General features: G+C 61.4%; 21 protein-coding genes. 9 read left to right on the forward strand and 12 right to left on the reverse strand.

The window, feature by feature from the left end; translation table 11 throughout:
- Window positions 1-60: 60 nt before the first annotated feature.
- The 3 genes from E4P00_RS13015 to E4P00_RS13025 form a co-directional block, all read right to left on the reverse strand.
- Complete coding sequence (locus tag E4P00_RS13015) at window positions 61-2,718, reverse strand: TonB-dependent receptor (protein WP_248131677.1); 2,658 nt, start codon at window positions 2,716-2,718, stop codon at window positions 61-63.
- A gap of 222 nt (window positions 2,719-2,940) precedes the next feature.
- Window positions 2,941-3,939: a FecR family protein gene (locus E4P00_RS13020; RefSeq protein ID WP_248131679.1), complete on the reverse strand. Its 999-nt coding sequence runs from the start codon at window positions 3,937-3,939 to the stop codon at window positions 2,941-2,943.
- Between the two features lie 63 nt (window positions 3,940-4,002).
- The gene (locus E4P00_RS13025) at window positions 4,003-4,524 is read right to left on the reverse strand and encodes an RNA polymerase sigma factor (RefSeq protein WP_032879370.1); all 522 of its coding nucleotides are present in this window, start codon (window positions 4,522-4,524) and stop codon (window positions 4,003-4,005) included.
- Between the two features lie 205 nt (window positions 4,525-4,729).
- Between E4P00_RS13025 and aroQ the strand changes: the two genes are divergently transcribed.
- Both aroQ and E4P00_RS13035 read left to right on the forward strand, forming a co-directional pair.
- On the forward strand, window positions 4,730-5,176 hold the full coding sequence (gene aroQ / locus E4P00_RS13030) for a type II 3-dehydroquinate dehydratase (protein WP_005791645.1): 447 nt from the start codon (window positions 4,730-4,732) through the stop codon (window positions 5,174-5,176).
- Window positions 5,173-6,024, forward strand: a complete 852-nt coding sequence (locus tag E4P00_RS13035) for a shikimate dehydrogenase (protein ID WP_248131715.1) — start codon at window positions 5,173-5,175, stop codon at window positions 6,022-6,024. Before aroQ ends, E4P00_RS13035 begins: the two co-directional genes overlap by 4 nt.
- An 80-nt stretch (window positions 6,025-6,104) precedes the next feature.
- On the opposite strand, the gene E4P00_RS13040 is transcribed toward E4P00_RS13035, so the two are convergent.
- Both E4P00_RS13040 and quiC read right to left on the reverse strand, forming a co-directional pair.
- Window positions 6,105-6,770, reverse strand: a complete 666-nt coding sequence (locus tag E4P00_RS13040; RefSeq protein WP_032879366.1) for a TetR/AcrR family transcriptional regulator — start codon at window positions 6,768-6,770, stop codon at window positions 6,105-6,107.
- 75 nt (window positions 6,771-6,845) lie between these two features.
- Window positions 6,846-8,747: a 3-dehydroshikimate dehydratase QuiC gene (quiC, locus tag E4P00_RS13045; RefSeq protein WP_248131682.1), complete on the reverse strand. Its 1,902-nt coding sequence runs from the start codon at window positions 8,745-8,747 to the stop codon at window positions 6,846-6,848.
- Between the two features lie 226 nt (window positions 8,748-8,973).
- Here quiC and E4P00_RS13050 point away from each other — a divergent pair, with 226 nt between their 5' ends.
- Window positions 8,974-10,308, forward strand: coding sequence for an MFS transporter (locus E4P00_RS13050; RefSeq protein WP_032879362.1), 1,335 nt, complete (start codon window positions 8,974-8,976; stop codon window positions 10,306-10,308).
- Window position 10,309: 1 nt separating this feature from the next.
- Here the strand turns inward: E4P00_RS13050 and E4P00_RS13055 are convergent, their stop codons facing one another.
- On the reverse strand, window positions 10,310-11,188 hold the full coding sequence (locus E4P00_RS13055; protein WP_005791650.1) for a DMT family transporter: 879 nt from the start codon (window positions 11,186-11,188) through the stop codon (window positions 10,310-10,312).
- Window positions 11,189-11,372: 184 nt separating this feature from the next.
- Between E4P00_RS13055 and E4P00_RS13060 the strand changes: the two genes are divergently transcribed.
- Genes E4P00_RS13060 through E4P00_RS13070 form a run of 3 tightly spaced genes read left to right on the forward strand, consistent with a single transcriptional unit; the run spans window position 11,373 to window position 13,691 of the window.
- On the forward strand, window positions 11,373-11,783 hold the full coding sequence (locus E4P00_RS13060; protein WP_248131684.1) for a membrane lipoprotein lipid attachment site-containing protein: 411 nt from the start codon (window positions 11,373-11,375) through the stop codon (window positions 11,781-11,783).
- A gap of 45 nt (window positions 11,784-11,828) precedes the next feature.
- Window positions 11,829-12,716, forward strand: a complete 888-nt coding sequence (locus E4P00_RS13065) for a neutral zinc metallopeptidase (protein ID WP_078822392.1) — start codon at window positions 11,829-11,831, stop codon at window positions 12,714-12,716.
- Window positions 12,717-13,691, forward strand: coding sequence for an alpha/beta hydrolase (locus E4P00_RS13070; protein WP_248131686.1), 975 nt, complete (start codon window positions 12,717-12,719; stop codon window positions 13,689-13,691). It abuts the gene before it with no gap.
- A gap of 132 nt (window positions 13,692-13,823) precedes the next feature.
- On the opposite strand, the gene E4P00_RS13075 is transcribed toward E4P00_RS13070, so the two are convergent.
- From E4P00_RS13075 to E4P00_RS13085, 3 genes are read right to left on the reverse strand one after another with little or no spacing between them, the layout of a single operon-like run.
- Complete coding sequence (locus tag E4P00_RS13075) at window positions 13,824-14,411, reverse strand: HAD family hydrolase (protein WP_078822395.1); 588 nt, start codon at window positions 14,409-14,411, stop codon at window positions 13,824-13,826.
- Complete coding sequence (gene tesB / locus E4P00_RS13080; protein ID WP_005791655.1) at window positions 14,408-15,277, reverse strand: acyl-CoA thioesterase II; 870 nt, start codon at window positions 15,275-15,277, stop codon at window positions 14,408-14,410. The genes E4P00_RS13075 and tesB overlap by 4 nt, the downstream gene beginning before the upstream one ends.
- A gap of 38 nt (window positions 15,278-15,315) precedes the next feature.
- Window positions 15,316-15,885 carry a GNAT family N-acetyltransferase gene (locus tag E4P00_RS13085; RefSeq protein ID WP_078822396.1) on the reverse strand — a complete coding sequence of 190 codons (570 nt, stop codon included), beginning with the start codon at window positions 15,883-15,885 and terminating at the stop codon, window positions 15,316-15,318.
- Window positions 15,886-15,961: 76 nt separating this feature from the next.
- On the opposite strand from E4P00_RS13085, the gene E4P00_RS13090 reads away from it, so the two are divergent.
- On the forward strand, window positions 15,962-16,882 hold the full coding sequence (locus E4P00_RS13090) for a histone deacetylase (RefSeq protein ID WP_248131688.1): 921 nt from the start codon (window positions 15,962-15,964) through the stop codon (window positions 16,880-16,882).
- A 171-nt stretch (window positions 16,883-17,053) separates the two neighbouring features.
- Window positions 17,054-18,280 carry a TIGR03862 family flavoprotein gene (locus tag E4P00_RS13095; protein WP_248131690.1) on the forward strand — a complete coding sequence of 409 codons (1,227 nt, stop codon included), beginning with the start codon at window positions 17,054-17,056 and terminating at the stop codon, window positions 18,278-18,280.
- 120 nt (window positions 18,281-18,400) lie between these two features.
- Here E4P00_RS13095 and E4P00_RS13100 read toward each other — a convergent pair whose 3' ends face one another.
- Both E4P00_RS13100 and yedA read right to left on the reverse strand, forming a co-directional pair.
- A complete protein-coding gene (locus E4P00_RS13100) occupies window positions 18,401-19,735 on the reverse strand; it encodes a DEAD/DEAH box helicase (protein ID WP_248131692.1) in 1,335 nt (444 codons plus the stop codon).
- A gap of 48 nt (window positions 19,736-19,783) precedes the next feature.
- Window positions 19,784-20,680 (reverse strand): drug/metabolite exporter YedA, encoded by an 897-nt coding sequence (gene yedA / locus E4P00_RS13105; protein ID WP_005791660.1) that lies wholly within the window; start codon window positions 20,678-20,680, stop codon window positions 19,784-19,786.
- A gap of 160 nt (window positions 20,681-20,840) precedes the next feature.
- Here yedA and E4P00_RS13110 point away from each other — a divergent pair, with 160 nt between their 5' ends.
- Window positions 20,841-21,302, forward strand: coding sequence for an Lrp/AsnC family transcriptional regulator (locus tag E4P00_RS13110; RefSeq protein WP_005791661.1), 462 nt, complete (start codon window positions 20,841-20,843; stop codon window positions 21,300-21,302).
- A 90-nt stretch (window positions 21,303-21,392) separates the two neighbouring features.
- Here the strand turns inward: E4P00_RS13110 and E4P00_RS13115 are convergent, their stop codons facing one another.
- Window positions 21,393-21,656: an acyl carrier protein gene (locus E4P00_RS13115; RefSeq protein ID WP_078822400.1), complete on the reverse strand. Its 264-nt coding sequence runs from the start codon at window positions 21,654-21,656 to the stop codon at window positions 21,393-21,395.
- Between the last annotated feature and the right edge of the window lie 33 nt (window positions 21,657-21,689).

Here is a 21,689-nt window from a genome sequence, read left to right on the forward strand (position 1 = left end):
TGGTCACTCCGCAGCAAGCCAGTGCCTGCTGTGGTTTTGCCCGTTACTGGGCAAAAGCGGTCAGAACTGATATTCAACGGTGCCTTGCAACGTGCGCCCACGGCCCAGGGTGAAGGCCAGCACGTCGCCCAACGGCACCAGGTAGGCGCGGTCGGTGACGTTTTCCATGGCCAGGCGCAGGGTCAGTTGATCGGTGGCGCGGTAACTGCCGTAAAGGTCATAGACGGTGTAGGGCTTCCAGTCGGCGGGATAGACGCCGGTTTGCGCGGTGGTCACCCCGGCGGCGCCTTTGACGTAGTAGCCCGCGCTGTAGCGAGCGCGCACGCCCACATCCAGCTTGCGTTCAAAGAACCGTGCGCCCAGGGTGGCGGTGCCACGGTCCATGGGCATGTGTTCGGAAGAGCCCAGGATCGCGCTGCAACCCACGCCGGCATTGGCCGCATCGTCCGGTACCATCGCATCCACCGGCGCCCGGTTGCCGGGCCGCTTCTGGGTTTTGGTCACGCCGCCGAGCCAGGCGGTTTTGCTGCAGAACTTGTTGCTGCCGAGCATCCGCGTGTAGTTGAACTGGCCGTAGGCAAAGCCGGCGTCGTAATCGAGCTGGTACTCAAGGCCACGAAAACGCGTGGTTTCCAGGTTGTTGACGTAGGCCGCACTGCCGATATTGACGTTGCCATAACCGGGTGGCTGCACGCCCAGGGCCATATAGGAAAAGTCATCGACCCGGGTGTTGAAGTACGACACTTTCATGCCCGCGCGATCATCGGCGAACAGCAGGTCTTGCTTGAGCACATTGAACCCGACTTCCCACGCAGTGGATCGCTCCGGCTTGAGGTAGGGGTTGGGGAGAATCGACTCCGAACCACCGCCATGGGGCCGACCGCTGACCAGGGCCTCGGTCACCGCCGGCGGACGCCAGCCCTTGCCGTAGGTGGCGAAGAGCTGCAGCCAATCGACGCCGGGCTTGATCGACAGCCCGAAGGTCGGGGAGAAGCGGCCCTCCTCGCGATCCACGTCGTAATTGACCGGCACCCCAATCTGGCGGGTGGTGCCGAGGATGAACGTGCGGGTGTTCAAGCCGGTTTCGCCGCGCAGCCGATAGCGGTCATAACGCAAGCCGGCGTTGAGGTTCAGCCAACCGTCGTAGTCCAGATCCAGGCGCCCGAACACGCTGCCCATCGCGCGGTCGCCTTTGGGCGTGATGCTTTCCGCCGCCGACGCCGTCAGCGCCGAGCCGGCTTCTACGGCCTGGTTGGAATCGGGCCGAACCTTATCGTAGAAAAACTCCAGCCCGTAGTTGGCCTTGAGTGCGGCCAGCTCGGTCAGGGCGAAGGTCGAGATGTTCTGCGCCTGCACGCCATAGGTATTGGTTTGATAGGTAACGTCGTAACCCTTGCTGATCCCCCTGGCCAGCGTGGATTGGTCATTACGGGTATCCACATGGTAAAGCTTGGCCTTGACGTCGATCAGCGGGTTGTCCGGTGCATAGCTGTAATCCAGCGCGAAGTTCTGCGCCTTGACGTTGCTGCTGCCGAGCTTTTCCCACAACTGGGACTTTTCGGCGGTCATCATGTTGACGTCGTCGTAGTCGACCTCGGTGACCAGGTAGCTCAGTTGCAGACGCTGATCAACTGGCAGGTTGAGCCCCAGCTTGAGCAGGCGCGAGCGCATCACCGAGCCTGAATAGGCGACCGTGCTGTGCTTGATGCGCTCTTCACTGGCCGGCATGTACGCCGCACCGGTACGCAGCTCGCCGATGCTGCCCTTGGTGCCGGGGTTGTAATCGCCCAGGTGACGCTCACTGGCGGCCACCAACATGTCCCACACGTCGGTCCCCACGGCAAACGCCGAACTGCCGATAAAGTGCGTGCCGTTGCTGCGCCCGCCCAACCCGGTGGTGAGGCGAATGCGCCCGCCGATTTGCTTGCCGTCCTTGAGCAGGTCGGCGGCCTCCACGGTACGGAAATTGGCCACCCCGCCAATCACGCCAGCCCCGCCTTGGGTTGAGGTCGCGCCCTTTTCGATCACCACTTCGGACAACAACTCTGGGTCGACATACAGCGTGCCATTGCGTTGCTGGTGGCCGCTCTGCTGGTAATTCTGGCGCATGCCATCGACCGACATATTGACCCGGCCATAGTCCTGGATACCGCGGATATTCACGGACAGGCCAGGGTCTTGCTGGCTGACGGCGGAATAGACGCCAGGCGCCTCTTCGAGCATCTCGGCAGCATGGCGTGGCGGGTTGCGGTCCAGTTGCTCGCGATCGACCACGCTGACCGAACGTGGTGTTGAATACACCCAGTCCTGCTTGTGCAGGCCGGTGATGGTGGTGGTCCCCAAGGCCAGCGCTCCGGCCTGTTGCTCGACGCGGGTCAAGGTGACCTGGCGCTCGCCGGTGAAACGATATTCAACCGGTGCGGCACCCAGCAGGCGGCCAAGACCTTCCTGCACGTCGAAGCTGCCCTTGAGCGCGGAGCTGCTCAACCCTTGCAGGCGCTGGCTGTCGAACAGCACTTGCAGGCCCGCCTGATCGGCGAACGCCAGTACTGCACTGCCCAGGGATTGCGCAGGAATGTCGAACCTCAACACAGCAGATTGGGCTGCGCCAGCCGCAGGCTGCACGGCATGCACCGGCGCGGCGACGGCAAACAATCCCAAGTGAATGGCCAGGGCCAACCGGCTGCCGGTGATACGCCCCTTGGTGAGTGCTGACATGTGTGGTTATCCCTGCGCTAAGCGTTTTTTGTTTATGCGAATGCTTCTCACCTAGCAAGACGCGCGAGACGCGGGAAGTCAGTAAGGCTTTTTAGAAATTTTTAATGAGGGTTTGAAAACCAGCCCGCGTGTGGCGGGGGAGCTTGCTCCCGTTCGACTGCGCAGCAGTCGCAAGCAAGCTTGCTCGCCACAGGACAGAGCTGCTGCCGATAACGCGAAAGGTCAATAGATCAGGCTGAGGCCGGCCAGGTCCAAGCGTTGCACTTGAAGTTCCTGGGTCAGGGTGGCGAGTGCGCTGTCGAGCATGTCCAGGCGGAAGACACCGCTGACTTCGCGCTCACCCAAGGCCGCGTCGGTCAACACTACCCGCCCGGGGCGGTAACGGTTGAGTTGCTCGATAACCTTGGCCAACGGCTGGCGGTCGAAGATCAACACACCGCGCCGCCAACTGGTGGCGCGATCCACATCAAACTGATCAAGGCTGACCACACCTTCAACGGGGCTGTAACGCGCAGCCTGGCCTTGCTGCACAACGCGCTCGACCGGGCCTGTGGTCGGTGAGGCCTGCATAGACACCTCGACGCTGTGCTGCAGCACACCGACCCAGGCCTGGCTCTGGCCCTCACGCTCGACCACAAACCGCGTGCCCAGCGCCCGGGTCTGGCCCCCGGCGCTGTGCACCACGAACGGCCGGGTTTCTTCGCCTTTCATCGGCGCCACATCAAAAACCGCCGAGCCCTGGAGCAGGCTGATACCCCGCTGCACGCCATCGTAATCCAGGCGAATGGCGCTGGCGGAATCCAGCTCCACCCTACTGCCGTCCGCCAGGTGCACCGTGCGCACCTCTCCCTTTTGCGTGACGTAGTCGGCCTGCATGTGCAGCAACACGTCGGGCCCGCGTAGCCAGCCGACGCCGGCCACCACCACGACCAGCGCCACAGCGGCTGCACGTTGCCACGGCCTTCTGCGTTTGGTGCGGCGCACGGGCGGGGTCGGCGCGGCTGGCCGTTGTCGGTGTACGGGCTCGTCCTTATGTACTTCACCCAATGCCGCCCAGGTCTGCTCGGCAAACCGCAGCGCCCCTTCGTGACGGCTGTCGCGGGCGATCCACTGGCGCAACTCGGCCTGCTCCTGTTCGCTCAGGGCACCGGCGTGCAGGCGCACCGCCCATTCGGCAGCCGCCTCGGTAATGCTGTGCTGTTGCGGACCCTGGCTATTCACGTGTGAATCTCGAATTTTCGTTATGTAGACGCTCTGACGTCTGGCCTGGCATTTTTCGGTAATTCATTCGTCGGATGGCGCCACCTCGCCTTCCTGCAAGCGCTGCATCACATAGGCCAACGCCTTGGCCAGATGCTTTTGCACTGAGCTGTCGGAGATAGCCAGGTGCCGGGCGACCTGGGCGTGGGTCATGCCTTCGATACGGTTCAAGCGAAAAATCTGCTGGGTGCGCTCCGGCAGTTCCGCCAGTGCCTGCTTCAATGCCTGTCGCTGTTGCTGCGCCATTGCCTGAGCCTCCAACCCGGCCACGTCATCTTCGATCTCGGCCAGCGCCTCATGGGGCACGGTGTCGGTCTTGCGCCGCGCTTCCTGACGAATATGGTCGATCAGCAGATTGCTTGCCGTTCGATAGAGATAGCCCTGGGAGTTGTCGATGCGCTCACCGGCCGGTTTTTCCGCCAGCCGCAGGAAGCTCTCCTGCACCAGGTCTGCGGCCAATTGCGGGTCCCGTACCTTGCGCGCCAGATACCCGCGCAGGGTATCGGCGTGCTTGAGAAACAGGCCCTTGAGATCCACGTCCGACAAACCGACTCCCTGGAATGTATAGGAAACAGGCGGGCATCTTAAGCGTTGTCGAGAATGATTTTCAATTGATATCTAATCTGATCGGGCCGTAAGAGGTTGTTGATAACAGTTCGATAACCGCACAGATCCGCTGCGATCAATTGACCAAACTAACCAACCAGTACATTTTACCCACATAACCAATAAGAACTGTGGAGATCCCGCTATGCCGCCCATCGTGCTGGTGCTCAACGGCCCCAACCTCAACCTGCTCGGCACCCGCGAGCCGGCCACTTATGGCCATGAAACCCTGGCTGACATCGCCGCCCTGTGTGGTCGCAGCGCTACTGAACTCGGGCTGAAAATCGAGTTTCGCCAGACCAACCACGAAGGCGAACTGCTCGACTGGATCCACGGCGCCCGTAACCGTTGTGCGGGTATCGTGATCAACCCGGCGGCCTGGACCCACACCTCGGTCGCGATCCGCGATGCGCTGGTGGCCAGTGAAGTGCCGGTGATCGAAGTGCATTTATCCAACGTGCACGCGCGCGAAGCGTTTCGTCAGCATTCATTTGTATCGCCCATCGCCAAGGCCGTGCTGGCCGGGTTTGGCAGCCACGGCTACCACCTGGCGCTTGAGCACTTCAGCCAGACACTCAAGGGACGCGCCTGATGAAACCGCGCATTCTCGCCGGCCTGATCGGCGCCGGTATCCAGGCTTCCCGCACCCCTGCCCTGCATGAACTCGAGGGTGACGCCCAGGGCCTGCGCTACCTGTATCGCCTGATCGACCTGGAGCCGCTGCGCCTGGACCTCAACGCCCTGCCGGAATTACTGCGGGCCGCCGAGCTGATGCACTTCAACGGGTTGAACATTACCTACCCGTGCAAGCAGGCGATCCTGCCCCTGCTTGATGACTTGTCCGACGAGGCCCGGGGCATTGGTGCAGTCAACACCGTGGTGTTCAAGGACGGTAAACGCATCGGCCACAACACCGATTGCCTGGGCTTCGCCGAAGGGTTTCGCCGCAACTTGCATGACGTTGCCCGCCGACACGTGGTGCAGATGGGCGCCGGTGGCGCGGGCGCAGCGGTGGCCCATGCGCTGCTGGCAGAGGGGGTCGAGCACTTGAGCATTTTCGACGTGGACGCCTCCCGCGCCCGCGACCTTGTGGATAACCTCGCGCAGCGCTTCGGCCCTGGTCGTGCCCAGGTCGGCACTGATCTGAAAAATGCGATGGCCGAGGCCGATGGTTTAGTCAATACCACGCCGATGGGCATGACCAAGCTGCCCGGCACACCGGTCCCCGCTGCGTTGTTGCGGGCAGGGTTGTGGGTTGCGGAAATCGTGTATTTCCCGCTGGAAACCGAACTGCTGCGCGACGCCCGCGCATTGGGTTGCCGCACCCTGGATGGCGGCAACATGGCGGTGTTTCAGGCGGTGAAGGCGTTTGAGTTGTTCAGCGGTGAAGTGGCGGATGCAGACAGGATGCTGGCGCACTTCCAGAGCATGAATGGCTGACTGCCGAAACAGAGTTCAAATGTGGGAGGGGCGGTGCGACGATTCGACTTGCCCCCTCCCACATTGGCCCTGCGCTGAACTCAGGCTTGCAGGTAGCGCAACACCGACTCGCAGATCATCTCCCGGTGCCGGTGCTTGATCGCCTCGTCCGACAGTTCGATCTGGAATATCTCGCTGAAGGTATGCCGGTTGGAGACCCGGTAAAAGCTGAACGAATTGATCAACAGGTGCACGTCCAACGGCTCCAGCCCTTCGCGAAACAACCCCAGTTCGGCGCCACGGCGCAAGGTCTCGCCCAGCCCTTCGAGGATCTTGCTGTTCATCGCCTTGATGGTCTCGGTGCGTTTGACGTACTCGGCGTTGTGGATATTTTCGATGCTGACGATGCGCACGAAATCCACGTTCTGGTCATGGTGATCGAAGGTGAATTCCACCAGCCGGCGAATCGCCTCACGCGGCTCCAGGGCCGTGAGGTTCATGCGGGTTTCAGTGTTGCGGATATCGCCGTAGAGCTTCTCCAATACCTCGACGTATAACTGCTCTTTACTGCCGAAGTAGTAATAGATCATGCGCTTGGAGGTGTGGATGCGCTCGGCGATGGCGTCCACGCGAGCGCCGGCCAGGCCCTGTTGAACAAACTCGACAATGGCTTCCTGGAGAATATTCTCGCGGGTCTTTTCCGGATTGTTCTTGCGACTCTTGCGCGGTGCGTCAGCTACCGCGGGGAGATCGGGACTCGGGGTCATGGTGCGCTCACGGCCATTGTTTGCAAGCGCTGATTATGGGCCGCGGCGCTTCCCGAAGGAAGCACCTGCCTGCGGTTATAGCCGGGCCTGGCGTACCGCCCCACTGCGCGACTTGGCCATCGCCGCCAGACGCACCGCTACGTTGGCCGCGCCGTAGCCGGCATAGCCGTTCTTGCGCTGGATGATCTCGAAGAAAAACCGCCCTTCGAACGCCTCGGTGTACACATGAAACAACTCACCGCCCTGGGCGTCGCGGTCGTACAGCACGTTGTAATACGCCAGCTCACTGAGGAACTCATCGTCGAAATCGAAGCGCGCCGCCAGGTCGTCGTAATAGTTGAGTGGAATATCCAACAACGGTACGCCGGCCTCTTTGGCCCGGCGCACCTCGGCGAAAATATCCGCGCAATCGAAGGCAATATGGTGCACGCCCGAACCGCGATAGCTGGAAAGCGCGTGGGAAATCGCCGTATTGCGGTTTTCGGAGATGTTCAGCGGCAGGCGAATCGAACTGCAACGGCTGCGCAACGCACGGCTCTTCACCAAGCCGTAAGGGTCGGGCAGCACCACTTCGTCATCGGCTTCGAAATCCAGCAGGCTTTTGTAGAACAGCACCCAACTGTCGAGGCTGTCCGCCGGCAGCGCCATGGCCATATGATCGATGCGCAACAAGCCACCGCTGGCAGGTGTGGCCACTTGCAGGTTGAAATCGGTGTCGTACAGCCCGCCTTCGCTGGGGTCCACCAGGTAGATCAGGCTGCCGTCCGGCGCACGCACCGCGGCCAATTCCAGCTCGTTGGGGCCGACCAGGCCGCGATAAGGCTGGCCCTTGTAGGCCACCGCCCGCTCCAGGGCCTTGGCGCTGTCCTTGACCCGAATCGCGGTGGCGCACAGCGATGGGCCATGGGCCTCGAAAAAGTTGTGGGCGAAAGAATAGGGTTCGCAGTTGAGGATCAGGTTGATGTCACCCTGGCGCAACAGGCTCACATTCTTCGAGCGATGCTGACCGGCCTTGGCGAAACCCAGGCGCTCCAGCCAGTGGGTCAGTTTGGCGCCGAGGCTTTCATCCACGGCAAATTCAAGAAACTCGATACCGTCATATTCGCTGGCCGCCGGGGTTTCAAACAGGATGTCCACGGGCGCAGCGGGGGCTTGTTCAGCCAGGCGTTGGCGGGTTTTTTCTTCCAGGTATAACAGTGACCGCAAGCCATCCGCCGCATTCGCCCGAGTCGGCGCGGCGCGGAAACCGTCGTTGAAAATTTCCAGGGACAACGGCCCGGTGTAGCCACTCTGGATGATTGGAGCAAGAAAGCCCGCCAGGTCGAACTCGCCCTGCCCCGGGAAGCAGCGGAAATGCCGGCTCCACTCCAGCACATCCATGGCCAGGATCGGCGCGTCGGCCATTTGCACAAAGAAAACCTTGTCGCCGGGGATCTGCGCAATGGCGCTGGGGTCGCCCTTGAGCGACAAGGTGTGGAAGCTGTCGAGCAACACGCCCAGGCTTGGGTGATCGATCTGGCGCACCAGGTTCCACACCTGCTGCCAGGTGTTCACATGCTTGCCCCAGGCCAATGCTTCATAGCCGATGCGCAGGCCGCGCTTGCCCGCGTGTTCGGCCAGCAGGCTCAAGTCATCGAGCAGAATACGTTCGTCGCCCACGCTGTCGGCCGAGGCATTACTGCACACCAATACCAGGTCGGTTCCCAGCTCTTGCATCAAGTCAAACTTGCGCTCGGCGCGCTCCAGGTTGCGCGCCAGGCGGTCGCGGCGGCATCCTTCGAAGTCGCGAAACGGTTGGAACAAGGTGATGGCAATGCCCAGGTCGGCGCACATCTGCCTGACTTCCCGGGGGCTGCCGTCGTAATACAACAAATCGTTCTCGAAGATTTCCACCCCATCAAACCCGGCGGCGGCAATAGCCTCAAGCTTTTCCGGCAGGGTGCCGCTCAAGGACACAGTGGCAATAGAACGTTGCATGGAAGACTCCCGGCAATTGTTGTTTGTGGCAAATTATTCGCCCCCAGCCTACAGGCAGCAATTAAAATGTACGAACCGGTTAGTTTTTGGTGCGATTATCGAACACTATGCCCGTTTGGCGAATTGACGACTTTTTAACCACTGCGCACCATCGACCGGGCAATTCGTTCACGTAACAAAGACCCAGAACACACCATAAGAATTTCAAAAAAACGGGTACGACCTCATGCCTCTGCAAAATCCAGCCCTGGCCACGCGCCCGGGCAACCCGCACGCCGGCATCGGCGACAAGATCCGCGGTGCCCTGGCCGTGGGTAAAACGCGCTGGGGCATGCTGGCCCTGGTGTTTTTTGCCACCACCCTGAATTACATCGACCGCGCCGCCCTGGGCGTGATGCAACCGATCCTGGCCAAAGAAATGAGCTGGACGGCGATGGACTACGCCAACATCAACTTCTGGTTCCAGGTCGGCTACGCCATCGGCTTTGTGCTGCAAGGTCGCCTGATCGACCGCGTAGGCGTCAAGCGCGTGTTCTTTTGCGCCGTGCTGCTGTGGAGCCTGGCCACCGGCGCCCACGGTCTGGCCACTTCGGCGGTGGGCTTTATGGTCTGCCGATTTATCCTCGGCCTGACCGAAGCCGCCAACTACCCCGCCTGCGTCAAGACCACACGTTTGTGGTTCCCGGCGGGTGAACGTGCGGTGGCCACCGGCATCTTCAACGCCGGCACCAACGTCGGCGCGATGATGACACCGATGCTGCTGCCGTTGATCCTGCACGTGTGGGGCTGGCAGGCGGCGTTCCTGTGCATGTCGGCACTCGGTGCGATCTGGCTGGTGTTCTGGGGGTTGAAGTACTACAACCCGGAAGACCACCCAAGCGTTAAACAATCGGAACTGGACTACGTGCAACAGGAAGTCGAGCCCGAACAGCCCCGCGTGCCGTTCAGCCGCATCCTGCGTATGCGTGGCACCTGGGCCTTCGCCATCGCCTACGCGCTGACTGCGCCGGTGTTCTGGTTCTACCTGTACTGGCTGCCGCCGTTTTTGAACCAGCAATACAACCTGGGCATCAACGTGACGCAGATGGGCATTCCGCTGATCATCATTTACCTGACCGCCGACTTCGGCAGCGTGGGAGGCGGGATTCTGTCGTCATTCCTGATCGGCCGCGGGATGAACTCGATCAAGGCGCGGCTCTTGTCGATGCTGCTGTTCGCCTGCTGCATAGTCGGTGTGATCATGGCGGCCGGCTCCAGCCAGCTGTGGGTCGCGGTGTTCGCCATCTCCCTGGCCATCGGCGCCCACCAGGCCTGGACCGCCAACATCTGGAGCCTGGTGATGGACTACACGCCCAAGCACATGATGAGCACGGTGTTCGGCTTCGGCGGCATGTGCGCGGCCATCGGCGGCATGTTCATGACCCAGATCGTCGGCCATATCCTCACGGTGACCAACAACAACTACACAGTGTTATTCACCCTGATCCCGGCGATGTACTTCATTGCGCTGACCTGGATGTACTTCATGGCACCGCGCAAGATTCCTACCGTCGACCTTTGACCTACCTGCGCCGCTGCTGCCAGGCAGCGGCCAACCCGCTCATGCAGATCACCCCGATACCGACCACCGTGGTTGTATCGGGGGTATGGCTGAACACCAGCCAGCCCAACAACCCCGCAAACACAATCTGGCAATAGCCAAACGGCGCCAGCAAGGCCGGCGCCGCAAAGCGGAACGCCTGGGTGAGCATCAGGTGTGCCGTCATCCCGCAGGTCCCCAGTGCCAGCATCAGCACGCCATGCCACAGGCTCGGCACCTGCCAGAAGAACGGCACCATGGCGCTCATGACCAGGGTATTGCACAGCCCGGCGAAGAAGTTGCTGGTGGTCGGCGTATCGAACTTACTGAGGATGCGCGTCAACAGTTGGTAAAAACAGAAGAACGTCGCCGAACACAACGGCAGCAGCACCGCCGGCGTGAACAGTTCGCCGCCGGGATGGATGATGACCAGCACCCCGATAAAGCCGCAGATCACCGCCAGCCACTGGCCGCGTGTCACATGTTCGCCCAACAGCGGCACCGACAGCGCTGTCACCAGGATCGGCGCGAGGAAGTTCACCGCCGTGGCCTCGGCCAATGGGATGTAGTGCAATGCGGCGGTGAAAAACAGGCTGGTGCCCAACAGGCACAAGGCACGTACCACCTGCATACCCGGGCGCTTGCTGCGCAGCACGCGCAAGCCTGATTGCGGCAGGAAGATCCCGGCCATCAGCAGGGTGTGCACCAGGTAGCGCGCCCACACCACCATCACAATGGGGTAGAACCCGGCCAGGTATTTGGACAAGGCGTCGTGGCTGGAGAACAGGAACGTCGCCACCACAATCAGCAGGATGCCTTTGAAGGGATGGTTGACGCCTGAGAGGGGGGTACTGACAGTCATGGAATTCTCTTGCTGGCGGGCTGAACGCGATGGTACTCAACCCGGTAATCTAGCAGCCGGGCCAGCGCCTGCTCCAAGAGCATAACCAAACAGCGGGCGAACAGCGCACTAAATCACTGGAATCGAGTCCAACCCTGCACGCTCGCCCAGGCGTTGCACACTTTTTAATCAAGGCCTTGCCGCTATGAAAAAAATCCTGTTTGTTCTGTCTGCCCTCGCCCTGCTTACCGCCTGCGATAAAGCCAAGGAAGCCCCCAAGTCCGCGCCGCCGTCTGTACAGGCGACCCTGGTGCCGCAAACGCCGCCCACCGATCAATGGGTCGGCAAATGGATCGGCGTCGAAGGCTTGCACCTGACCATCGCCAAGGACGACAGCATCGGCCGCGGCCACTACCTTCTGACCATGCAATACGGCCTCGACGCCGACAGTTCCGGCACCTTCAAAGGTGAAGCGAACGAAGATGGCATCGCCTTCACCCGCCCCGACGGCCCGCAGCTGTTGCGCGCCGGAGACGGCGCCGCCACCGGCCTGAAATGGCTGGCGGATAAAAAAGACTGCCTGATCGTGACCACCGGCGAAGGCTATTGCCGTTAATACCGACCATAATCAATCACGGTTAGCACACAGAGGAATGCTCCCATGCTATGGAAAAAAGGCCGACGCAGCGACAACGTGGTGGATGCCCGCGATGACAGTGGCGGCGGCGGTGGCGGTATGCGCTTTGGCGGCGGCAAGGGCCTGAGCCTGACGGCCATTGTGCTGGTCGTAGGTATTGGCTGGCTGACCGGGCAAGACCCGATGCAGATCCTCGGCCAGTTGACGGGGCAGATGGAGCAGGCGCCGTCGGTGAGTTCGCAATCGCGCCAGGCGCCACCGGCCAATGATGAGCACGCCGACTTTGTGCGGGCGGTGTTGGGCGATACCGAAGACACCTGGGGCCAGGTGTTCCAGGAAAACGGCCTGGCCTACAAGAACCCAAAGCTGGTGCTGTTCCGTGGCCGGGTGAACTCCGCCTGCGGTGGCGCCACCTCGGCCAGCGGCCCGTTCTATTGCCCGGCTGACCAGCAGGTCTACCTGGACCTGGATTTCTTCCGCGAAATGTCGCAACGCTTCCAGGCCGCCGGCGATTTCGCCCAGGCCTACGTGATCGCCCACGAAGTCGGGCATCACGTGCAAACCCTGCTCGGCATCTCGTCCAAGATCCAGGCGGCGCGCCAACAGGGTCGGCAAATGGAAGGCGATGGCGGCCTGCTGGTACGCCAGGAGCTGCAAGCCGACTGCTTTGCCGGGGTGTGGGCCAATCGGGCGCAAAAACGCCTGAACTGGCTGGAGCCCGGCGATATCGAAGAAGCCCTGAATGCAGCCAACGCCATTGGCGATGACCGCTTGCAGCAACAGGGGCAAGGGCGCGTGGTGCCGGACTCGTTTACCCACGGCACCTCGGCGCAACGGGTACGCTGGTTCAAGACTGGCTTCGCACAGGGCCAGATCACTCAATGCGATACCTTCGCGGCCAAGAGTCTCTAAATGATCAAACGATTGGGGGTGCTGCTGGGTGTGTTCGTGTCCTGCTGCACCCTGGCGGCTGAACACGGCGTCAAGGTGGTCAGCCCCGATCGCTTTCATCTGGAGGCGGGCGACCTCAGCCTCGGCGTAAGCCAGGACTGGCGCCAGCCGCTGCCCAAGGTCACGCGTGCGCTGATCATCGTGCACGGCCGCCTGCGCAATGCGCAGACCTATCTGCAAAGCGGTATCGACGCCGCCACCCATGCCGGGGTCGGCGGCACTACGCTGGTGATCGCGCCGCAGTTTCTGAATCAATCGGACGTGAAGCGTAACCATCTGGGCAATCAGGTATTGCGTTGGAAGGGCAACGACTGGATGGCTGGCGAAGCTTCCACCGCGCCTGGGCAGGTCAGTTCTTATGGCGCTCTGGACCAGATCATCAAGCACCTGGGCAACCGCAAGCTGTTCCCGGCGCTGAAGGAAATCGTGATCGCCGGGCATTCCGGTGGCGGCCAGGTCGTCCAACGCTTCGCCCTCACCGGCCATGAACACCCGTTGCTGCAAACCGAAGGCATCAGCCTGCGGTACGTGGTGGCCAACCCATCGTCCTACGCCTACTTCAGCCCGCAGCGGCCGGTGCCGTTCGATACGGCCAGTTGCCCAAGCTTCAACGACTGGAAATACGGCATGCAAAAGCTGCCCGATTACGTGGGTGACCGAGGCGCCCAGCAACTGGAAAAAGCCTACGTCTCACGCGACATCACTTACCTGTTGGGCCAGCAGGACACCGACCCCAACCACCCGGCACTGGATAAAAGCTGCGAGGCCGAAACCCAGGGTGCGTATCGGCTGATTCGTGGGCACAACTACTTTGGCTACCTCAAACTGCGCCATCCGCAGTTGAGTCACGAGCTGGTGGAAGTGCCAGGGGTGGGGCATGACGGGGATAAGATGTTTACCTCGCCAGAGGGAGAAAAGGTGCTGTTTGCCCAGTAGCACCTGAAGGAACCCAATCAAAATGTGGGAGGGGGCTTGCTCCCGATAGCGGTGTGCCAGCTAAACATAGGCTGGCTGACACACTGCAATCGGGAGCAAGCCCCCTCCCACATTTGATCTCCGTCGCCTGGGTTAGATCATTCGGCGCAGCGCCGCACAATCCTCGGCATGCCAATCCGCCAACTCCGGCCACGGGTTATCCGGCAAGTTCACCAACACCGTCCTGGCCCCCGCCGCCCGGCCACAATCCAGGTCAAAGCGATAATCCCCGACCATCACCATCTCGCTCGGCGCTACCCCCCAGGCCGCAGCCAGTTTCAACAGGCCACCCGGATCAGGCTTGTGCGGCGCGTCATCCCGCCCCAGCACATCCTCAATGGCAAAGCAGTCCGCCAAGCCAATCGCTTGCAGAGTGATATGGGCCAATTCCCGCGCATTACGGGTCAGGATGCCCAGGCGATAACCACGCCCGGCCAATTCCCTTACCAACTCAACGGCACCTTCGGCCGCGACCGACCCCAGCGCCAACTCGCGCTCATGCTCCAGCAGCCAGGCATGTTTGGCTGCCGCGACATCCGCCGGCAATGCAGCCAGGTGCGTGAGGATGTCGTCCTCAGGCGCAATCTCCAACGCCACGCGAATGGCGGCAAAGTCATGCACTGCCACCGTCAGCGTGCCGTCCATGTCGAACACCCAATGTTTAACGTCTGACAGGCTCATGCCCAGTCCTTGCGATGGCGGATCAAGCCTTCCTGGGTCACCGATGCCACCAGTTGCCCGGCGCGGTTGTACACGCTGCCGCGGGAGAAACCCCGGGAATTGCCGGCCCATGGGCTATCCATGGCGTACAGCAACCAGTCATCGGCACGCAGGTCGGCGTGGAACCACAGCGCGTGGTCGAGGCTGGCCACCTGCATGTCTTTTTGCCACACGGTCTTGCCGTGGGGCAGCAACGAGGTGGTCAACAGGCCGAAGTCCGAGGCGTAGGCCAGCAAGTACTTATGCAGCGCCGGCGAATCCGCCAGGGCGCCGTCGGCACGAAACCACACGTACTTGACCGGGTCGGACGGCTGCGGGTTGAACGGGTCTTTTTCGGTGACCGGGCGCACTTCGATGGGCTTGGGGCACAGCAGCTTGTCGCGCATGTGCTCGGGGATCAGGTGCGCACGCTGTTGGGTCAGCTCCAGCTCCGACGGCAGATTCTCCGGGCCCACCACCACCGGCATGGTGGTCTGGTGCTCGAAGCCAGCTTCGTCGTACTGGAACGAGGTGGTACAGGTAAAGATCGGATGGCCCTTTTGAATCGCGGTGACACGGCGCGTGCTGAAGCTGCCGCCATCGCGCACGCGGTCCACCGAATACACCACCGGCAACGCGGCATCGCCAGGGCGCAAGAAATAACCGTGCAGGGAATGCACATGCCGCGCTTCTTCTACGGTCTGGCTGGCCGCCGACAACGACTGGCCGAGCACCTGGCCGCCGAACAACTGGCGAAAGCCCAGGTCCTGGCTGCGGCCGCGAAAGAGGTTCTCCTCGATCGGCTCCAGGGTCAGCAAGTCCACCAGATCTTCCAATACTTGGCTCATAGAGCAACTCCTACAATCAATAGGGCATTCCGGGCTGCTTATCCGTGCAGCGTGTCCAACCATTGGGCGCGGGTGATGCGGTACAAAACATGCGGGCGCAGCGGGTCACCGGCTGCGACTTTGGGGTGTTCGAAATCTGCCTGCGGATCGTAATGCATACCGATGGCCTGCATGACTTTTTGTGACGGCAGATTGGCCTCGGTGGTAAAGGCGACGACTTCGTCCAACTGCAAGCGATCAAAGCCGCAGCGCAGTGCGGTCCAGGCCGCCTCACTGGCATAGCCCAGGCCCCAATGCTCACGGGCCAGGCGCCAACCAATCTCCACCGCCGGGGTGAAGCCCGCTTCGAAGCTGACATTCGCAAGGCCCGTCACGCCGATAAATTCACCGGTGTCTTTGCGCTGCAACGCCCAGAAACCAAAGCCATATTCAGCAAAATGCCCGCGAATCCGACCGATCAGCGCGGCGCTTTCCAAGTGGCTCAATTTAGCCGGAAAGTAGCGCATCACCTGCGAGTCAGCGCACATGCGCGCAAATTCCGGCAGGTCGCTGTCGCGCCATTGACGCAGCACCAGCCGTGCACTTTCCAATTCCAGTATCGGCTCCATGGGTCCCCCTGCCTTGCCATGTGCGTGAGTGTACAGCGCTGTTAAGATCCTTCGCAGGTTCCCGTCAGAAAATCCCATGCCCTTGCCATTGATCTACCACGAAGACTACAGCCCTGAGTTCCCGGCGGACCACCGCTTCCCCATGGACAAGTTTCGCCTATTGCGTGACCACCTGGTGGACAGTGGCCTGACCCAGGACAGCCAATTGCTGCGCCCGCAGCTGTGCCCGGCAGACATCCTGGCCCTGGCCCATGAACCTGGGTATATCGAACGCTACATGGGCGGCGAACTGTCTCGCGAAGACCAGCGCCGCCTCGGCCTGCCCTGGAGCGAAGCCCTGGCGAGGCGCACCGTGCGTGCGGTGGGTGGCTCGATACTGGCGGCTGAACAGGCCCTCGAACATGGCCTGGCCTGCCATTTGGCCGGTGGTACCCACCACGCCCATTACGATTATCCGGCGGGATTCTGCATTTTCAACGACCTGGCAGTGATCAGCCGCTATCTGCTGGCCAGCGGCCGGGTCAATCGCGTGCTGATCTTCGATTGCGACGTGCACCAGGGCGATGGCACCGCACGCATCCTCCACGACACACCGGACGCCATCACCGTGTCGCTGCACTGCGAAAAGAACTTCCCGGCACGCAAGGCCCAAAGCGACTGGGACATCCCGCTGCCCATGGGCATGGGCGATGCCGACTACCTCAAGGTAGTGGATGACGCGCTCAACTACTTGCTGCCGCTCTACCAGCCCGACCTGGTGCTGTACGACGCTGGCGTGGATGTACACAAGGACGACGCCCTCGGTTACCTCAAGCTGACAGACGCAGGCGTCGCCGCCCGCGATGAAAGCGTGATGCGCCACTGCCTGGGCCGCGACATACCGGTGATGGGCGTGATCGGCGGCGGTTACAGCAAAGACCGCCCCGCCCTCGCCCGTCGTCACGGCATCCTGCATCACAGCGCGCAGCGGGTGTGGACGTCATCAGGCTGTCATTGAATTCTGGGTGTTACTCACAATGCCTGTGGAACGGCCTGTGGATAACTTGAGCGTAAGCGGCTGCAAGCGAGTGGCCGCATGGCCTGTAGGAAAGTGTACGTTTTTTGATCAGGCAGCGGCGTCGTGGTCGGGTAGAATGCTCGGCCTATTCACATCACCGTAGCCCTGCCCATGCCTCAGACTTCTGCCCACCACGTCTCCATTATCGGCGGCGGCCCCGCCGGGCTGATGGCCGCCGAAGTCTTGAGCCAGGCGGGCGTGCGCGTGTACCTGTACGACGGCATGCCTTCAGTGGGGCGCAAGTTCCTGTTGGCAGGTGTGGGCGGCATGAATATCACCCACTCCGAAGCCTACCCGGCGTTTCTGTCGCGCTACGCCGAACGCGCCCCGCACATGGCCCCGCTGCTGCGCAGCTTCGGCGCCGAGGCGTTGTGCGAATGGATCCATGGCCTGGGTATCCAGACCTTTGTCGGCACCTCCGGCCGCGTATTTCCTACCGACATGAAAGCCGCGCCGCTGTTGCGCGCTTGGCTCAAGCGCCTGCGGGATCAAGGTGTGGTTATCCACACCCGGCATCGTTGGACCGGTTGGAATGCCGAGGGCGATTTACTTATCCACAGCCCGGACGGCGACAAAGTTGTCCACAGCGACGCGGTGTTGCTGGCCCTGGGCGGCGGCAGTTGGTCGCGCCTGGGCTCTGACGGTGCGTGGCTGAACCTGTTTGAAGGCAAAGGCCTGCCCTATGTGCGCCTGCAACCGAGCAACTGCGGGTTCGAAGTGTCGGCGTGGAGCGAGTTGATGGTCAGCAAATTCGCTGGCGCACCGTTGAAAAACGTCGCCATTGGCCTGGGGGATGACAAGCCTCGGCTGGGTGAATGCGTGATAACCGCCACCGGTATTGAAGGCAGTTTGATTTACGCCTTGTCGGCGCCAATTCGCGAAGCGATCAACCGCAGCGGTGCAGCCACGGTGCATATCGATTTGCTGCCGAGCAAGCCGCTGGACAAAGTGCAGGCCGCATTGGCCAAGCCCCGGGGTTCGCGGTCGATGAGCAAGCACTTGCACAGTCAGTTGGGGTTGGATGGCGTGAAAGCCGCCCTGCTGCGCGAGCTGACGCCCGCTGAACACTTCACCGATCCGGCGCAGTTGGCAGTGGATATCAAGGCGTTGCCGCTGACATTGGTGAGGACGCGGCCGATGGATGAGGCGATCAGTACGGCGGGGGGTGTGCCGTTTGAAGCGCTGGATGAGCGGTTGATGCTCAAGCCATTGCCTGGGGTGTTTTGTGCGGGGGAAATGCTGGACTGGGAGGCGCCCACTGGTGGGTATTTGCTGACGGGGTGTTTTGCCAGTGGCAGAGCGGCTGGGCTGGGGATGTTGGAGTGGCTTAATCGCTGAGATCTGGGGTGGGTTCAAAGCCGCCATCGCAGGCAAGCCAGCTCCCACCTTTGACTGTATTCACAATTTAAAGGTGGGAGCTGGCTTGCCTGCGATGAGGCCATCAGCCACAGCGCAAAATCACTTCTTCTTACTCGGCCCGGTATTGAAAACCGGCACCTTGCGCACCGGCTTGATCGACGGCTCAGCCGGCGCCACGTCACCACTGTCCACCCACTTGCCCAGGTTGCGCTTGCCGCCACCACCGGACGCTTTGGGTTTCTTCGGTTTTTTCGGCTTCTTCACCACCTGCCCGCTGGCATCGGTATCCGGTACACGATGCTCCGGCTCGAAATCCGCTTCCATTTTGCGGGTAAGGGTCTGGCGGGTCAGCATCTCGATCGCCGAGAGCATGTTCACCTCATCAGCGCACACCAGGGAAATCGCCTCCCCAGTGTTGCCCGCGCGCCCGGTACGGCCAATACGGTGGATGTAGTCTTCGGCCACGATCGGCAGGTCAAAGTTGACCACCAGCGGCAGGTCTTCGATATCCAGGCCACGGGCCGCCACATCAGTGGCCACCAGGATTTGCACCTCGCTGGTCTTGAAGCGGTCCAGTGCGCGTTGGCGGGTAGCTTGGGGCTTGTCGCCATGGATGCCGTCGGCGTTGATGCCCAGGCCCTGCAACTTGTCCACCAGGGCGTCCACGCCGTTGCGGGTCTTGGCGAATACCAATACCTGCTTCCAACGGCCCTTGCGCATCAGGTGCACAAACAGTTCCGGCTTGCGCTTCTTGTCCACCGGCACCACCCACTGCTTGACGGTGTTGGCAGCGACGTTGCGCGGGCTGACTTCGATGCTCAGCGGGTCGTTGAGCATCTGCCCAGCCAACAGGCGGATGTCATCGGAGAAGGTCGCAGAGAACAACAGGGTCTGGCGCTTTTTCGGCAACATGCGATAAATGTTGGCAAGCTCTTCGGAGAAGCCCAGGTCGAGCATACGGTCGGCTTCATCCAGCACCAGGGTTTGCAGCTGGTTGAGCTTCAGCGCGTTCTGGCGGAACAGGTCGATCAGGCGGCCAGGGGTGGCGACCAGAATGTCGACGCCTTTGCGCAGCTTCATCATCTGCGGGTTGATGCTTACCCCGCCGTATACCGCGTAGGTGGTCAGCGGCAGGTGCTGGGCATATTCAGCGACGCTGGCGTGAACCTGCTCGGCCAGTTCGCGAGTCGGGCACAGGATCAGCGCACGCGCCGAGTTGGCGGCGACTTTCGGCCCTTCCATGGTCAGCAGTTGCAGCAGCGGCAAGGCGAAACCTGCGGTCTTGCCGGTGCCGGTCTGGGCCGCGGCCATCAGGTCGCGACCGGCCAGCACCGCCGGAATGGCTTGCGCCTGCACCGGCGTCGGGGTCTGGTAGCCAAGCGTCTCAAGGGCGCGCAGCAAGGGTTCGATCAGGCCAAGGGTGGCGAAAGTCATGTAGTTACCGTAGGAAAAATTCAGCGCAAGGGCGTAATGCGCGGCAGTTTACCTTATTTCCGGCTTGGGCTTGCGCCACTGGGGCAGGCTGATCAGCAACACGGCGCTGATGATCACCAGCATCGCCAAGGCTTCTTCCAGGCCGATGGTCTCACCGACGAATACAATCCCCAGCAACACCGCCACAGCCGGGTTCACGTAGGCATAGCTGGTCGCCGCTGCCGGACGCACATGCTTGAGCAGATACATGTAGGCGTTAAAGGCGATGATCGAACCGAATACCGTCAAGTAGGCCAGGGCCAGCCAGCCTTCCAGCGGCGGCATGGCCTGCAGGTGCTCGCCCGACAGCGCGCTGACAATCAGCAGCGCCACGCCGGCCACGAGCATTTCTGCGGCACTGGCCATGGCGCCCTGGGGCAGTGGCAGGTGGCGGCTCCACACCGAGCCGAAAGCCCAGGAGGCCGCCGCGACCAACAGCAAAACTGCACCCGATGGGCTTGATTGCAAGGTACTGCCCATATTGAGCATGGCGATGCCGATGATGCCCAGAATCACCCCGGCCCACTCCAGCCGCGTATTACGCGCGCCCCAGAAAAACCCGCACAGCAGGGTAAACAACGGCACGGTCGCCACGGCCAATGCCGCCACACCGGACGACACGCCCATATGTTCGGCCACGCTGACACCACCATTGCCCACGGTGAGCAACAAAATGCCGATCATCCCGGCGGCCTTCCACTGCGGCCAGGTTGGCGCCGGCACCCCGCGCCACCTGAGGAAGCCATACATCAACACACCCGCCGTGCAAAACCGAATCCCCGCCAGCAACAGCGGCGGCCAGTACTCCACGCCGATGCGGATCACCAGGTAAGTGGAACCCCAGATCACATACAACGCAAAAAAGGCGGCGATCAACGGTAAGGGAAAGCGACGTGGGCCAGGCATTGGGCGGCTCTATGGCAGGAAAAGGGAGACTTATTCTAGAAACGAAGGTGGATAAACTTAAGTTACAAAACCTGTTTAAACCGCCCATACACTTTTCAAACCATGGTTATGAGGGCTATAACCCGTGCTTTCGAAAGCCACGCGCCACCGGAGCCTTACCATGGACAAATACGACCGAATGCTGCTCAGCGCCCTGCTTGAAGATGGCCGTGCTTCCTACGCGCAACTGGCGCGCACCGTGAACCTCTCCGCCCCCGCCGTGGCCGAACGCGTGGCCAAGCTTGAGGCCAGCGGAGTGATCACCGGATACCAGGCCAAAGTGGATCTATCCAAAGTCGGTTTGCCGATTCAGTGCGTAATTGAACTGCGGCTGACCAATCACGGCAGCCAGAAGGTGTACGACGCCCTGGCGCAAATTCCCGAACTGACCGAATGCCACCGGGTCACGGGCGACCCGTGCGTGATCATGCAAGCGGCGGTAGGCACCATGCCGCAGCTGGAAGACCTGATTAATCGAGTGGCGAAGTTCGGGTTCAGCAAGACCTCGATTATTTTGTCCAGCGCCATAGAGCGGCGGGTGCCGTTGGGGCAGTTGGAAGCCAATGGGAAAAATGGTGGCTGAGCGATCGCCATCGCGGGCAAGCCCGGCTCCCACAGGGATCGCGTACTGCCAACTGTGGGAGCTGGCTTGCCTGCGATGGCGTCAGTGGCCTCACCGAAGAGTCGAACGCTGAACAATCAAATCGACTACCTGCTCAATCGTAGTGATGTGTTCCCAATCCTCCTGCGTCGCTTGCAACTTGAACTGCCACTTGATCTGCATGACAAAGCAGGTCAGGTCGTCATCAATGATGTCGAAGTCATGGATGAAATCGGTTTGCTCCGTCACTTCGCTTCGGTCGATAAAACCGATGATATCGACGAATAGCTGGATCACTTTTTTGCTGATGTCGGCTCTGGTCAGGCTACCTTCCATTTCTCGCCTCATAGGCACACTTACCAATACTGA

The organism is Pseudomonas sp. B329 (assembly GCF_023127835.1).
Lineage (GTDB): Bacteria > Pseudomonadota > Gammaproteobacteria > Pseudomonadales > Pseudomonadaceae > Aquipseudomonas > Aquipseudomonas synxantha_A.